The sequence below is a fragment of the Aurantiacibacter sp. KMU-128 genome (assembly GCF_056933515.1).
Map to the genome: position 1 here is coordinate 417,857 of NZ_JBXORT010000001.1, position 14,422 is coordinate 432,278.

The following is a 14,422-nucleotide window of genomic DNA, read 5'->3' on the forward strand; positions in this document are numbered from 1 at the left end:
GGTCGGGGTTTTCAGGCCACCCGCTCCTAACCTCCACAGAAGCGCAACTGCCCGAAATCCGGTTTCACGCGCAATTATCTCCGCACGCGAGTCGAGGCAAGGGTCAGCTCGCCAGCGGCACTATCGCGAAGACCACGCCGACGATCAGGAATGTGCCGAGGACGTCGAGTGTCAGCCCCGCCTTGATCAGGCGGGGGAGGGCGATGCGGCCAGTGCTCCAAGCAATAGCGTTGGGGCCGGTGCCAGCAGGCAGGACAAAGCCCCAGCTTGCCGCCAGTGCGACCGGCATGGCGAGCAGCAGCACGGTCTCCGCATCGCCGCCAATCGCCACCGCGAGCGCCGCGACGACGGGCATGATGCCGCTCGCCGTGGCGACATTGCTCGCAAACTCGGTGATGAGCACGACCATGGCGACCAAAGCCAGAGCGATCACGATGAGTGGAACACCCGCCAGTGGCAAAAGCGCATTGCCCAACCAGTCGGCGAGCCCCGTCCGCGTCATCGCGCCTGCCAGTGCAAGGCCGCCGCCGAACATCAGCAGCACGCCCCACGGTGCGCGGTCGGCCTCGCGCCATTCGAGCATTTTGCGCCCGCTCCCGTCGGGCAGAACGAACAGCGCTAGGCTGGCGGCGATGGCGATCGTGCCATCGGTCACCGCACCTTCGGGTAGGTAGGGCGAGACGAAACTCTGCACCATCCAAGCGACGAAGGTGATGGCGATGACGGGCACCAAACGCCGCTCCGCGCTGCTCCATTCGCCCGGCGGATCAATTGCGGCGCGCGCGGCGGGAATGTCGAAAGGATGCGCGGAAATGCGTTGCACCTTGGCTATGATGAACGCGGCGAGCGGGACTCCGAGGATTACCACCGGCATTCCGTAGAGCGCCCAGGTGGCGAAAGTGATCTCGACACCCGAAATCTCGCGCAGCAAATCCGCGCCGATGGCATTGGTGGGGGAACCGATAATCGTACCGAGGCCGCCGATGCTCGCGGCGAAGGCCAGGCCCATCGGTAGTGCACCAAATAGGCCATCTTGTTGGCCTACCGCTTCGCTACTTGAGGCCGGAGCGCTTGTCGCTGATGTATCCCCGCCCGCCAGTACCGCCAGAACCATCGGCATCATGATCAGCGCGGTCGAAGTGTTGCTGATGATATTCGACAATATCGCCGCCGCCACCATAAAGCCCAGCAGCAAGCCGAACTCGCCCCCGCGCCCGGCGATCCGGTCGAGTATCCACGCCGCAAGCCTTTTGTGCAGCCCCGTCCGCTCGATAGCGAGCGCGATGAAGGCACCGCCCAGCAGCAGGAAGATGATCGGCGAATAATAGTCAGACGCCACCTCGCGCGCGGTTCCGCCGCCGAAGAACGGCGCGGTTATGAAGGGGAGCAGGCCAGTCGCGGGCAATGGCACCGCCTGCGTCATCCACCACGTCGCCATCCAAGCCACCAGACCCGCCGCGTTCCAGGCAGGCGCGCCCATTCCTTCGGGTGCGGACAGTAGCAGGGTGAGCGCAAACAGGGCGGGGCCAAGCCAGAAGCCGATGCGTTCTGCGGTCATGTGCTGCTATCCCTTACCGTGCTTTTGCGATACCTTCTAAGGCATCACACACAGGCGGCAAGGAGGGGCGTATGGCAGAGGGCAAGGTTCTGGGGATTGGCGGGCTGTTCATCCGCTCTTCAGACCCCGCGCGGCTGGCAGCGTGGTATCGCGACCATCTCGGCATCGCGGCGACCGAGAGCGGGCAACCGACGCCGGATGGCGAATGGGTGTGGACGCAGGAAGCGGGGCCGACTGTGTTTGCGGGGTTCAAGGCGGATAGCGATTACTTCGCGGCGGACCGGCAAGTGATGCTCAATTTGCGCGTCGAAGGGCTGGAGGCGCTGCTGGAAAAGCTGGCCGAAGCAGGCGTGGAACACACCCACCGCGAAGGCATGGACGGCGTCGGCGAATTCGCCCGCATCGAGGACTGCGACGGCAATCCGGTGGAGCTGTGGGAGGCGGGGTGATGCGGAACCTTCTTGCTCGCGGGATGGCGCCAGTGGCAATTGTTCTCGCCACGCCAGCGCAGGCGCAGGTGAGTGACGAGCCCTTGGGAAGCAGTCGCTACACTCTGCTGGAAGATTGCACCGAAGCTGCATCGGCTATCGAGCCAGACTTCATATTGAACCGCTGCGAAGGGGTAGACGGTATCCCGATCTGGTGGCGCTATTCGGATTCAGCGCGTCTCTTCGTGGGCTTCGGCGAGGTGCCGCATTCCAGCGGAATGTTCGGAATTGACCGAGACGCAGATTGGCCCATTGAATGGCGCGGCAGCGAGTATATGCTCGAATTCGAACCCTATGCAGTGATCATCAGAATGCGCGAGACGTTTGGCGTTGCAGACGGCGAGCCTGCTTCATTTCTGACCGTGTTCAAACTGAATCGTGATGGCACGTCCTGCATCGTTGAAAGCCAGATCGACGATAATGACCGCGCACGAAGAATTGCAGATCAGGCGCCCTTCCTCGACTGTGGGAGCAGGCCCCAACGGTATTCCGGCATCCGGCAATAGCAATTCCCCCTAGCGTCCCCCCGCATCCCTTGGCAGAACGCTTCCCATGGCTGTCAAAACCGTAGCAATGCTCACCGCCGGGGGTCTTGCCCCCTGTCTCTCCTCCGCTGTCGGCGGGTTGATCGAGCGGTATACCGAGGTCGCTCCCGAAATCCGCCTGATCGCTTACCGCAACGGCTATGCCGGGCTGCTGACCGGTGATTATGTCGAAGTGCCCGACCGCGTGCGCGCGACTGCCGGGCGGCTTCACGCTTTTGGCGGCTCCCCCATTGGCAACAGCCGGGTGAAGCTCACCAATGTCGCCGACTGCGTGAAGCGGGGCCTCGTGAAGGAGGGGCAGAACCCGTTGCAGGTCGCTGCCGAGCAGCTCACCAAAGACGGCGTCGATGTGCTGCACACGATTGGCGGGGACGATACCAATACGGCGGCGGCGGATCTTGCGGCGTTCCTCAAGGCCAATGATTACGACCTCACCGTGGTCGGCCTGCCCAAGACCATCGACAATGACGTGATCCCGATCAAACAATCGCTCGGCGCTTATACGGCGGCGGAGCAAGGGGCGGTCTATGCTCGCAACATCATCGCCGAACATTCGGCCAATCCTCGTATGCTCATCGTGCACGAGGTGATGGGTCGTCACTGCGGCTGGCTGACCGCCGCCACTGCCTTCGCGCATCACAGCTGGGTCAAAAGCGCGCCCTTCGCCGAATGGCCCGAAAACGCCGCCGCCCGCTGGGATGTGCACGGCGTCTATATCCCCGAGCGCCCTTTCGACATCGCTGCCGAGGCCGCGCGGCTGAAGGCCGTGATGGACGCGCAGGACGGGGTGAACCTGTTCATCTCGGAAGGCGCGGGTGTGGAGGAAATCGTCGCCGCGATGGAAGCGGCGGGCGAGGAGGTGCCGCGCGATGCCTTCGGCCATGTGAAATTGGACAAGGTGAACCCCGGCCAATGGTTCGCCACCAAGCTGGCTGAAGCGGTGGGTGCGGAAAAGGTGCTGGTGCAGAAGAGCGGCTATTTCTCCCGCTCCGCCCCCGCCAACGAGGCAGACCTCGCGCTGATCCGCGCCTGCACCGACCACGCCGTCGACGCCGCCTTGCGCGGCGAGTCCGGCGTGGTGGGGCAGGACGAGGAACGCGGCGATGAACTGCGCGCCATCGAATTTGCGCGAATCAAGGGCGGCAAGCATTTCGACCCGTCACAAGAGTGGTTTGTCGAGCTGCTGCGCGATCTCGGGCAGGCGTAAGGAGCCAAACAAAAAGGGGCGCAACCTTGCGGTACGCCCCTTGTTCGAATCACCGAAGCAAACGCCTATTTCGGCGCGAGCACCATCAGCATTTGCCGGCCTTCGAGGCGCGGAAAGGCTTCGACCTTGGCGTCTTCGGCCATATCGTCCTGCACCCGCTTGAGCAGGTCCATGCCCAGATGCTGGTGCGCCATTTCACGTCCGCGGAAGCGCAGGGTGACTTTCACCTTGTCGCCATTGCCGATGAATTTGTGCATCGCCTTCATCTTCACGTCGTAATCGTGATCGTCGATGTTGGGACGCATCTTGATTTCCTTGATGTCCTGCGTCTTTTGCGACTTGCGCGCGGCGTTGGCCTTCTTCTGCGCTTCGTAGCGGTACTTGCCGACATCGAGGAATTTGCACACCGGCGGGTTCGCATTGGGCGAAACCTCGACGAGATTGAGGCCCTTTTCAGCGGCCTGCTCGATCGCCTCTTCGGTGTACATCACGCCGAGATTTTCGCCTTCATCATCGATGACGCGAACCTTCTCTGCCTGGATGAAATAATCGTATTTCGGGCCGGATTTGATCGGCGGTGCCATATTGCGGCGGGGTGGACGTGGTATGAGAGTGCTCCTGTAGCGGTTGGTTTGTGGCGACTATGTAAGACGTAACGCGGGTAAACGCCAGCGTTTCACGCGGCGTTTCTATAGAGCGGGAATCTTGCCAGTTTCTTCCCCGCCGGAACGATGGCGTCCACGGCATTGGCGGGCTGGAGAGCCTTCAGGATCGCCGGATCGGCGGCGTTCATTCCGCCCGTGAGCGCGCCGAAGGCGGGAAGGATCATGCGTCCGGCACCGCCTTCGCTCGAAGACACCACTGCACAGGCGCGGCGAATCCGGCGATTGCGGATTTCCACCTGCACCTTGGGGTGGAAGTGGCCGGAAAGCTCGGGCCGCGTCTCGCCGGGTTTGGCGATATGGCGCAGGACGGTGCCGCCGACTTCCAGTTCCTCGACCACGGTGCCGCCGGACTTTGCTTCCATCTCGGAATCGTGGTTCCCTGTAATCCACACCCAGTCGACCGCGCGGGTGAGGGCGGCGAGCATACCTGCGGCGTGTTCCTCCAGCCGCTGCGACCCGTCCGAATCGTGGAAATTGTCCCCCAGCGTATACAGCCGCCGCGCGCCGGTGATGCGGATGGCGTCGGCCACCCGTTCCAAAGTCTCGCGGCTGTCATAGGGCGGCAGCATCTGCCCGTGGCGCGCATAAAAGCTCGCCTTTTCGAGATGCAGATCGGCCACCAGCAGCGCATTCTCGCGCGGCCAGAACAGCGCCCGCGCACCGCCCGCCTGCGGCACCATGACGAATTCGTCGCCGCAAAAGGGGAAGGTGAACGAAAGGGGAACCATATTCCGCTGATGGCGATCATCGCGGTTTGTTGCAACCTAAAAAACCGCTCATCCTGAGCTTGTCGAAGGATCGCTTTTTCTTCTAGTGCTAGGGACGAACGGAAGGACAACCCTTCGACAAGCTCAGGGTGAGCGGGTTTTGGGTTGTGGAGGGATTATGACGGATTGGACGAACGAGACCCAGCAGGGCCGCACATGGTTCGAAAGCCTGCGGGACCGCATTTGCGAAGCCTTCGAATCGATCGAACGCGATGCCGGCTCTGACGCCGCATTCGAATACACGCCGTGGGACCGCGATACCGAGGACGGCTCGCATGGCGGCGGCGGGGTGCAAGGGTTGATGAAGGGCAAGGTGTTCGAGAAGGTCGGCGTCAACGTCTCCACCGTCTCCGGCACGTTCTCCCCGCAATTTGCCGCACAGGTGAACGGTGCGAGCGAGGAGGAGCCGCATTTCACCGCCACCGGCATTTCGCTCGTCGCGCATATGCGCAATCCGCACGCACCCAATGTGCATATGAACACCCGATTCCTGACGACGCAGAAGGCGTGGTTCGGCGGCGGAGCGGATCTGAACCCCGCGCTGCCCTATGACGAGGATACGCAAGCGTTCCATGCCCGCCTGCGCGCTGCGTGTGCGGCGCACAACCCGACCTATTACGACCGGTTCAAGCAATGGGCGGACGAGTATTTCTTCATCCCCCATCGCGGCGTTGCGCGCGGCGTGGGCGGGATTTTCTACGATCATCTGGAATGCGACGACGATCCGAGCTTCGACCGCAACTTCGCCTTCACCCGCGACGTCGGCGAGGCCTTCCTCGACATTTACCCCAAGCTGGTGCGCGGCCGGATGGAGATGGAATGGAACGACGCGGAAAAGCTGCAACAACTCGAATGGCGTGGGAGGTATGCGGAGTTCAACCTGGTCTATGACCGGGGGACTTTGTTCGGCCTGAAAACCGGTGGCAATATCGACGCTATTTTGATGAGCTTGCCGCCTGAGGCGGTTTGGACGTAAAAATTTCTTCTTGCATAAGGTCAATACCAGATGCAGGCATAGTCATTAAGACTTTGAGGGGGCTTAATGGCGAAAGATTGCTGGACGAGATTTCTAGACTGGGCTGATCTGCATGGAGGAAGCGGTTTTTTGTTTCGCGGTCAAGCAGACGACAGCGAGATTGTTCCTAAGGTTGCTCGCAAGGCTTACAACTATTCGCCCTCGCGTGAGAAGAACCTCTTCAATGCTTTTAAGAGTAGGGCGAGACCTTTTCTATCCGTGGCCGTTGGGTCGAACTGGGAATGGCTGGCTTTGGCGCAGCATCACGGTGCGCCGACCCGTTTGACTGACTGGTCGACTAGTCCGCTGGTGGCTGCTTGGTTTGCTGTCTCGTCTTATCCGCAGGGAACGGATGCGGGCGTTTATGCGCTCGAGATTGAGCGATCTGACATCAAATCACTTGATGCCGCGACCGGGAAGCTCTCGGATGGTACATCTGTCACCGATCCGCACGTCGTAAGTGACGGTTTCTATCTTATGGAAACCAGTCCAGTGAGTACGCGTATTACTACTCAGCGCGGTCTTTTCGTGCTGCACGGCGATCCGACGAAGCCATTATCGATTCCGAAACGGCACAAGTTTACGATCCCTGCGGCAGAACGAGAACTTATCCAGAACCGTCTACTGGACTTCGGGATAGAGGCCTCGCATATTTATCCCGACCTTGACGGTCTCTGCAAATCGTTGGACTGGCGCATGCAAACGAACAAAGGTTTCTTGGCCTTAACGTAAGGAAATGTGAGATGACTGCAGTTGCCAACGGAAAGCGGAAAATTACCCCCATAAGCCGTCGTCGGCGGGCTCAGGGTGTTACTGCGAAGGCGAAGTCTTCATCAGGAAAATTAGCGTTCGGGAAGCTGAAGAAGAAGCCGCTCATCAAAGCTGGGGCGGCGGCGAACATCTCACCCGAAGTGGCCGATGAGGCCTTGCATGCAATCATAAAGCATATTCAACTAAAATATCGTTCGGGGCATCCAGAGGTTAAATCCGTAAGATTTGTTCCATCTACGCGTGCTCCCTTACCGGGCGTAGGTTCCTACGAAGTGCTAGCGAATACAACGATTGAACTTGACGGCCCTGGAGACTCCAAACGGACACGTGTTCTGGAATCGGTGGTCAAATTTCACGACCTTAATGGTTCGCAGGAACTGAGAGACATTTATCTTCCAGGATTGTGAGAATCACAATCCATCTAGTCACTCCCCCGAATAAACCCGCACCCAGTCCACTTCCATGCTGATCTCGCCAGCAGCGATCCGGTCCGCGGTCGCTTGCGGCATTCCCACATAGGGCTCTTCGATGCCGTTGATCTTGTACGGGTAAATCCCGCCCACTGCGAAGTTCAGGATCACATATTGCGGGTTGTCGAACACCCATTCGCCGAAGAATTCGGTGTTGGTCTTGGGCACGCGGAAGGTCAGCACGTCGTCGACATAGAAGCGGATTTCGGTTGGCGTCCATTCGGCGGAATAGACGTGCCAGTCGGTGACGTCGGTGCCTGCGGGGAAGTACTGCCGGTCGGCGATGCCCATATCGCCCGAATAGCCGGGGCCGTGCACAGCGACGCCCGTCCAGTCCGCCTCTCCGATATACTCCATGATGTCGATCTCGCCCTCGCTCGGCCAGGGCGCATCGCCCAGCAGCCAGAAGGCGGGCCACACGCCGGTCGCATCGGGCATACGGATACGCGCCTCGGCGCGGCCATAGGTGAATTCGAAATTGCCGATGCTCTCGATCCGGCCGGAGAGGAAATCGGCATTGCGTTCGGCATTGGTGTCCTGCCCCGGCTGGTAGACCGGGCGCAGCACGAGCACGCCGCCATCCGCGCCTTCTACATTGTCGGCGAACTGGATTGTTTCGAGCGAATCGACATAGGCCTGCTCCTCGCGGTTGACCCAGAACTCCATGCCAACAGGCGTCCATTTGGAGCGGTCGAGCGCGCCGTCATTGAACTCGTCGGAGAAGATCAACTCGCGGTCCGCGCGCAACGAAGGTGAGGCGGCATTACCGCCCGCCGGAGCGGTTGCCTGACAGGCGGTGAGGGTGAGCGCGGAAAGCAGGGCGAGCGAGGATGTGAACGTTCTCATGGTGCCGGTGTAACGCCAGCGCCCGCGCTTGTCACGCGCCATTCGCGCAGCCTACGGCGTTTCAATCGTCTCCATCGCATCGGAGATATTCCCCAGCGCCATGCGCGCCGGCCGTGTTGGGCTGCTGCGGTAAATGGCGCGGAGATACGCGCGGTCGAACGCGGTCATGCGTTCGGGCGCGAATTCGCCCGCTTCACCCGGTGCGAACAGCGTCAGCACGGTCGATACCGGGCCTTCCACCGATGGCGGCTCGGTGTAAGCGAGCAGCCGCATCGTCGCGTAATCGGCCAATGCGGCGCTATCGACACCCGCCAGCGCGGAGCGTTCGACCAACACGACCGACAGTTCGATATCGGTGCGGATGCCCAGATCGAGTCGGGAAATACGGTTCACTTCGTTGACCGGCGGCGGGGTGCCGTTGGTGATCGCTTCCTGAAACGCGCCCGCCAGCTCGAATCCGTCGGGCTGCACGATACCGGTTTCCGGATTGCGGGTGGAAATGATGTTCCAGCCACGCACCGCGCCTTCCTGGTCGCGCACCTTGCGCTCCTGATAGCGGGTAAGATGGCGGGTGAGGAAGGAGTCCTCGTCGCGCAGCCGCTCGAAGGTGGCTTCGGCATCATCGACCACGATTACCCACACATTCGCGCCGCAATCGGGCTCTTCCGCCACCGGAATATCGGCCTGCAACGCGTTGAACACGATCCGGTCAAGCACGGCCTGCGCGTTTTCCTCGGTCAAACCCCAGACACCGGGGCAGACGGGGCGCTGGAACCGGGCAATCGGCACCTGCGCGGAATAGGAACCGATGGTGATATCACGCGCGGTGTTGCGGATATCGGCGGTCTCGATCCGCTCGCCCTGCACGATAATGGCGTCCTGCGCCAGCGCGGGCGCGGCGGCGAAAAGCGGCAGCACGCAGGCGAGGGCAGCACTGCGGCGGAGAAAGCGGTTGAGCGGCATCAGGTCGGGTCTCGCTTCTAGGGGTCGCGCAAGCATTAAGACGCGGCGCTTGCTGGACAATGCCTGAACCATAGCAAAGTTTCCGGCATTAGGCTCTCGTTCAAATGCCCATCATTATCGACGGATGACAGCGCCCTGTTGCCTGCCTATGACAGCGTCATTGCAAAACTGTTTCCCAAGCGGAGTTTTTATGCGTTTTCCTGCCATCCCACTCGCCATAGCCGCCTCGGCGCTCACTCTTACCGGTTGCACCGTCGAAGGGCTGGGTGAGCAGGAGCGCACCGTCGCGCCCATTCTGACGACCGAGCAAGCGTTCGACGAGTTCACCTATGCGCGGCCTTTGGAAGCGCGGGTAACACACGTGGCGCTCGATCTGGCGCTCGATTTCGAAGCCAAGAAAGTCGAGGGCACCGCGACGCTGGACATTCAGGCAGCAGAAGGCGCGAGCGAAATCGTGCTCGACAGCAATGGCCTCGTCATCGGCGGTGTTACCGACGGGAACGGCAATGCGCTCGAATTCACCATCGGCGAGGCGGATGCGGAGAACGCCGAGAAGGGTGAGCCGATCACCGTGCAACTGGGCGAAATGACCGGGCCGGAATTGCAGCAGATCGTCATCACCTATGCGAGCGGGCCGGAAGCTGCCGCGCTGCAATGGCTCGATCCCGAACAGACCGAGGGCGGGGAACATCCCTTCGTCTTCAGCCAGGGGCAGGCGATCCTCAACCGGACCTGGATCCCGACGCAGGACAGCCCGGGCATCCGCCAGACCTGGGAAGCGCGCATCACCGCGCCTGAACCGCTCACCGTGGTGATGTCCGGCATCAGCCGTGGCGATCCCGAAGATACGGGTGAGGGCCAGCGCGCCTTCGAATTCGTGATGGACAACAATGTCCCGCCCTATCTCATCGCGATTGCTGCGGGGAATATCGAATTCGCCGAACTCGGCCCGCGTTCGGGGGTTTGGGCAGAACCCGAAATGCTGGCAGCGGCAGAGCAGGAGCTGGGCGATACCGAGGAACTGATCGATGCCGGGATCGACCTGTTCGGCGAATATCGCTGGGGCCGCTATGACATGATCATCCTGCCGCCCGCCTTTCCCTATGGCGGGATGGAAAATCCGGTGATGACCTTTCTCACGCCGACTTTCATTGCAGGTGACCGTTCGAACAACAGCCTTGTTGCGCATGAGCTGGCGCATAGCTGGTCGGGCAACCTCACCACCTATGCCAGCTGGCGCGATGGCTGGCTGAACGAAGGCGTCACCAGCTACATCGAGAACCGCATCACCGAAGAGGTGTATGGCGAGCTGCGTGCCGAGCAGGAATACACCTTAAGTTACGCTTCGCTGGTGGAAGCTGTCGAAGGCGCAGGGGCGGACAATCCCACCACCGCGATGCGCACGCCCGATGGTACCAGCCCGTTCGATACGGTCGGCCCGGCGATTTACGACAAGGGAACGGTCTTCCTGCGCACTGTCGAGAACATCGTCGGTCGCGAAGAATTCGATGCTTGGCTTACCCAGTGGTTCGACAATCACGCGTTCCAGCCGGTGACGTCCGAAATGATGCTTGCCGATATGCGTGCGAACCTGATCGGCGACAATGCCGAGCTGGAAGAGGCGCTGATGCTCGACGAATGGGTTTATGGCACCGGCATACCGTCCAATGCGCTCGCTCCCGATCCTGCGGCCTTCGCCGATGCCGATGCGGCGGCGGCGGCCTATGCGGCGGACGGCACTTTGCCGGATGCCGAAGCATGGGGCGAATGGACGGCGGCATCGCAGCGCCGCTTCCTCGAAACCCTGCCCGAGGAACTGAGCGACGCGCAGCTTGCTGCGCTCAACGATACGCTAGGCCTGTCGGAAAGCGGCAACAACGAAGTGCTGTTCCTCTGGCTGGAAGCGGCCTTGCGCAATGAATATGAACCCGCCGTCCCTCAGGCGGAGGAATTCCTCGCCCGCGTCGGTCGCAACAAATTCGTCGCGCCGCTGTTCCGTGCGATGTGGGGCACCGGTGCCTGGGGCCAGCCCAAAGCCACCGAGCTCTATGATGAAACCCGTGGCGGCTATCACAGCTACACCCGCGGCAATGTCGACGAGATTGTCGGCTATCAGGCGCAAGGCGAATGATCCGGGCGCTCGCCGGTGTCGCCGCCCTCGTGCTGGCAACGATGGGCAGTCCTGTTGCTGCGCAAATCAACACGCCCAGCCCGGCGATCAACGGAGAGCAGGGCTCGATCCTTGTCTACAGCCGCACCGTCGGTTGGCGCCATGACAGTATCGACGCGGCATGGTCTGCCATCGCCGATATCGCCCACGAACAGGGCTGGAGCGTCACCTTTACCGAGGATGCGCGCTGGCTGGAGGCGGACCGCATCGCCGCCTTCGATACGGTGGTGTTCACGCTGTCATCGGGCAATTCGCTGACTGAAGGCCAGCAGGCGAGTTTCCGCGCTTTCGTAGAGAATGGCGGCGGCTTCGTAGGGCTGCATTCGGCGGGTGATGCCAGCCTCGAATGGGACTGGTTCCAGAGCGAGCTGATCGGCCCGCGATTTATCGGCCACCCGCTCAATCCGGGCGAGCGCACCGGCACCGTGCGGATCGAGGATGGCGATCATCCCGCGATGCAAGGCCTGCCCGAAACATGGTACCGCACCGACGAGTGGTATTCGTTCGATGCCAGCGCGCGCGGCAAGTTCCACGTGCTCGCAACGCTAGACAATAGCAGCTATGTCCGCGGCAGCTGGGTGGACGGCTCGGCTATACCGACGGCGGAAGACCATCCCATCGTCTGGCTGCGCTGTCTCGGTGAAGGCCGAAGCTTCTACAACGCGATGGGCCATACGGCGGAAAGCTATGCCGAAGAAGGAATGCGCAGCTTGATTGCAGGCGGCATCGCGTGGTCAATGGGCGAGGGCGATTGTCCGGACACGGACGGCTAACCCGCCCGCGCTGCCATCGCGTACTTTCCCCTTGCCGAAAGCTTCGCTGCAACGCACATTCGTGAAACGATGCTGCGCCAGTACGAACTTGTTGAACGGGTCAAGGCCTATGATCCCGACGCTGACGAAGCGATGCTCAACCGTGCTTACGTGTACACGGTGCAGAAGCATGGCAGCCAGCTGCGTGCATCGGGCGATCCCTATTTCAGCCATCCGGTCGAAGTTGCGGGGTTGATGACCGATCTGAAGCTCGATCAGGAAACCATCATCACCGCGCTGCTCCACGATACGGTGGAAGACACGCTTGCCACGATCGAGGATGTCGAGAAGAATTTCGGGCCGGAAGTCGCCCGGCTGGTCGATGGCGTCACCAAGCTCTCCAAGATCGAGCAGATGCCGGAGAACGAGCGTGCGGCGGAAAACCTGCGCAAATTCCTGCTCGCCATGTCGGAAGATCTGCGCGTGCTGCTGGTCAAGCTGGCGGACCGGCTGCACAATATGCGCACGCTGCACCACATCAAATCGCTCGAAAAGCGCCAGCGCATCGCCCGCGAAACCATGGATATCTACGCCCCGCTGGCAGAGCGGGTGGGGATGTATGAATATATGCGCGAGATGCAGTTGCTCGCTTTCGAGCAGCTGGAGCCCGAAGCCTACCACACCATCACCAAGCGGCTCGAACAGCTGCGCACCTCAGACACCGGGCAGGTTGACCGGATCGCGCTCGACATCAAGCAGGCGCTGAGCGAGGCGGGCTTGGAAGTCGAAGTCTGGGGGCGGGAAAAGCATCCCTATTCGATCTGGAAGAAAATGGCCGAGCGCCACCTGCCGTTCGAACAGGTGACCGATATCATGGCCTTCCGCGTGGTGGCCCCCAAGGTGGAGGATTGCTACCGCGCGCTGGGCATATTGCACACAACGTTCCAATTCGTGCCGGGGCGCTTCAAGGACTATATCTCCACGCCCAAGAACAATGGCTATCGCAGCCTGCACACGACCCTGTTCTACGACCAGTCGATGCGCGTGGAGGTGCAGATCCGCACCCGCGAGATGAACCAGACCAACGAATTCGGCCTCGCCGCGCACTGGGCGTACAAGCAGGGCGACCGGCCCGACGGCGCGGTGGGTTGGCTGCGCGATCTCATTGAAATTGTCGATGCCAGCCACGATGCGGAAGAGCTGCTCGAACACACCAAGCTGGCGATTTACCAGGACAGGATTTTCGCCTTCACGCCCAAAGGCGCGCTGTTCCAGCTGCCCAAAGGCGCAACGCCGGTCGATTTCGCTTTCGCCGTCCACACCGATCTGGGCGCACAGACGGTGGGGGCGAAGATCAACGGCCGCCATATGCCGCTGCGCACACCGCTGAACAATGGCGATGTGGTGGAGATCATCAAGAGCAAGAATGCCGAGCCGCAATTGTCGTGGCTGGGCTTCGTCGTCACCGGCAAGGCGCGCGCCAGCATCCGCCGCGCGGTGCGGCTGAAAGAGCGCGAGGAAGTCGCCGAAATCGGCCGCAAACTGTTCGACGAGATTGCCGTCCACCTGCCCACAAAAGTCGGCAAAAAGGCCATCCGGCAGGCGGTCGAACGGCTGGAGCTGGAGGAAGAGGAAGACCTGATGTACGCCATCGGCTCTGCCAAACTCTCCGACCGCGAAGTGATGGAAGCGCTGGTGCCCGGCAGCACCGCCGATCTGCCTGAGGAGCCTTCGCAGGAGCGCGCCATTTCGATCAAGGGGCTGACAGCGGGTGTCGGCTTCACGCTGGCAGAATGCTGCCATCCGGTACCCGGCGACCGGATCGTGGGGCTGCGCCGCAAAGGCGTTGGCGTGGAAGTGCACGCGATCGACTGCCTCGATCTCGCCAATGGCGTGGATGCCGACTGGGTCGACCTGTCATGGGGCGAACGCTCGCACGGCGCGGTCGGACGGCTCAGTGTGGTGCTGTATAACCGCCCCGGCACGCTGGCGGAGATGGCGGGGGTCTTCGCCAAGAACAACGCCAATGTGATGAACCTCGAACTGACCCAGCGCGACGATCCGTTCCACACCTATGAGGTCGATCTGGAAGTGCAGGATCTGGCGCATTTGACCCGCATTATGAGCAGCCTGCGCGCGACTGACGCGGTGGCACAGACGGACAGGATTTAGGGCAGTAGGGAGTAGGCAGTAGTGTGGCCTCAT

The 14,422-nt window shown here is 61.5% G+C and carries 14 protein-coding genes; 9 read left to right on the plus strand and 5 right to left on the minus strand.

Going from position 1 to position 14,422, the window contains the following annotated elements:
- Positions 1-103 precede the first annotated feature (103 nt).
- On the minus strand, positions 104-1,558 hold the full coding sequence (locus ACS0VV_RS02195) for an SLC13 family permease (RefSeq protein WP_483531103.1): 1,455 nt from the start codon (positions 1,556-1,558) through the stop codon (positions 104-106).
- Positions 1,559-1,629: 71 nt separating this feature from the next.
- Between ACS0VV_RS02195 and ACS0VV_RS02200 the strand changes: the two genes are divergently transcribed.
- Genes ACS0VV_RS02200 through ACS0VV_RS02210 form a run of 3 tightly spaced genes read left to right on the plus strand, consistent with a single transcriptional unit; the run spans position 1,630 to position 3,798 of the window.
- Entirely contained in the window at positions 1,630-2,007 is a 378-nt protein-coding gene (locus tag ACS0VV_RS02200; protein ID WP_483531104.1) for a VOC family protein, read from the plus strand.
- Positions 2,008-2,039: 32 nt separating this feature from the next.
- Entirely contained in the window at positions 2,040-2,552 is a 513-nt protein-coding gene (locus ACS0VV_RS02205; protein ID WP_483531105.1) for a hypothetical protein, read from the plus strand.
- A gap of 46 nt (positions 2,553-2,598) precedes the next feature.
- Positions 2,599-3,798: a pyrophosphate--fructose-6-phosphate 1-phosphotransferase gene (locus ACS0VV_RS02210; protein ID WP_483531106.1), complete on the plus strand. Its 1,200-nt coding sequence runs from the start codon at positions 2,599-2,601 to the stop codon at positions 3,796-3,798.
- 65 nt (positions 3,799-3,863) lie between these two features.
- Here the strand turns inward: ACS0VV_RS02210 and infC are convergent, their stop codons facing one another.
- Positions 3,864-4,382 (minus strand): translation initiation factor IF-3, encoded by a 519-nt coding sequence (gene infC / locus ACS0VV_RS02215; RefSeq protein WP_483531107.1) that lies wholly within the window; start codon positions 4,380-4,382, stop codon positions 3,864-3,866.
- A 92-nt stretch (positions 4,383-4,474) separates the two neighbouring features.
- Complete coding sequence (gene pdeM, locus ACS0VV_RS02220) at positions 4,475-5,191, minus strand: ligase-associated DNA damage response endonuclease PdeM (protein ID WP_483531108.1); 717 nt, start codon at positions 5,189-5,191, stop codon at positions 4,475-4,477.
- Between the two features lie 157 nt (positions 5,192-5,348).
- Between pdeM and hemF the strand changes: the two genes are divergently transcribed.
- From hemF to ACS0VV_RS02235, 3 genes are all read left to right on the plus strand, one after another.
- Positions 5,349-6,206: an oxygen-dependent coproporphyrinogen oxidase gene (gene hemF / locus ACS0VV_RS02225; protein WP_483531109.1), complete on the plus strand. Its 858-nt coding sequence runs from the start codon at positions 5,349-5,351 to the stop codon at positions 6,204-6,206.
- A 66-nt stretch (positions 6,207-6,272) separates the two neighbouring features.
- A complete protein-coding gene (locus ACS0VV_RS02230) occupies positions 6,273-6,977 on the plus strand; it encodes an FRG domain-containing protein (protein ID WP_483531110.1) in 705 nt (234 codons plus the stop codon).
- A gap of 11 nt (positions 6,978-6,988) precedes the next feature.
- On the plus strand, positions 6,989-7,423 hold the full coding sequence (locus ACS0VV_RS02235; RefSeq protein WP_483531111.1) for a hypothetical protein: 435 nt from the start codon (positions 6,989-6,991) through the stop codon (positions 7,421-7,423).
- 18 nt (positions 7,424-7,441) lie between these two features.
- Here ACS0VV_RS02235 and ACS0VV_RS02240 read toward each other — a convergent pair whose 3' ends face one another.
- Both ACS0VV_RS02240 and ACS0VV_RS02245 read right to left on the minus strand, forming a co-directional pair.
- A complete protein-coding gene (locus tag ACS0VV_RS02240; protein ID WP_483531112.1) occupies positions 7,442-8,374 on the minus strand; it encodes a glycoside hydrolase family 16 protein in 933 nt (310 codons plus the stop codon).
- Positions 8,375-8,383: 9 nt separating this feature from the next.
- Positions 8,384-9,295 (minus strand): hypothetical protein, encoded by a 912-nt coding sequence (locus tag ACS0VV_RS02245; RefSeq protein ID WP_483531113.1) that lies wholly within the window; start codon positions 9,293-9,295, stop codon positions 8,384-8,386.
- A gap of 190 nt (positions 9,296-9,485) precedes the next feature.
- Here ACS0VV_RS02245 and ACS0VV_RS02250 point away from each other — a divergent pair, with 190 nt between their 5' ends.
- The 3 genes from ACS0VV_RS02250 (at position 9,486) to ACS0VV_RS02260 (ending at position 14,389) form a co-directional block, all read left to right on the plus strand.
- The gene (locus ACS0VV_RS02250) at positions 9,486-11,426 is read left to right on the plus strand and encodes a M1 family metallopeptidase (protein ID WP_483531114.1); all 1,941 of its coding nucleotides are present in this window, start codon (positions 9,486-9,488) and stop codon (positions 11,424-11,426) included.
- The gene (locus ACS0VV_RS02255) at positions 11,423-12,238 is read left to right on the plus strand and encodes a ThuA domain-containing protein (RefSeq protein ID WP_483531115.1); all 816 of its coding nucleotides are present in this window, start codon (positions 11,423-11,425) and stop codon (positions 12,236-12,238) included. The genes ACS0VV_RS02250 and ACS0VV_RS02255 overlap by 4 nt, the downstream gene beginning before the upstream one ends.
- Before the next feature lie 69 nt (positions 12,239-12,307).
- The gene (locus ACS0VV_RS02260) at positions 12,308-14,389 is read left to right on the plus strand and encodes a RelA/SpoT family protein (RefSeq protein ID WP_483531116.1); all 2,082 of its coding nucleotides are present in this window, start codon (positions 12,308-12,310) and stop codon (positions 14,387-14,389) included.
- The last annotated feature ends 33 nt before the right edge of the window (positions 14,390-14,422 follow it).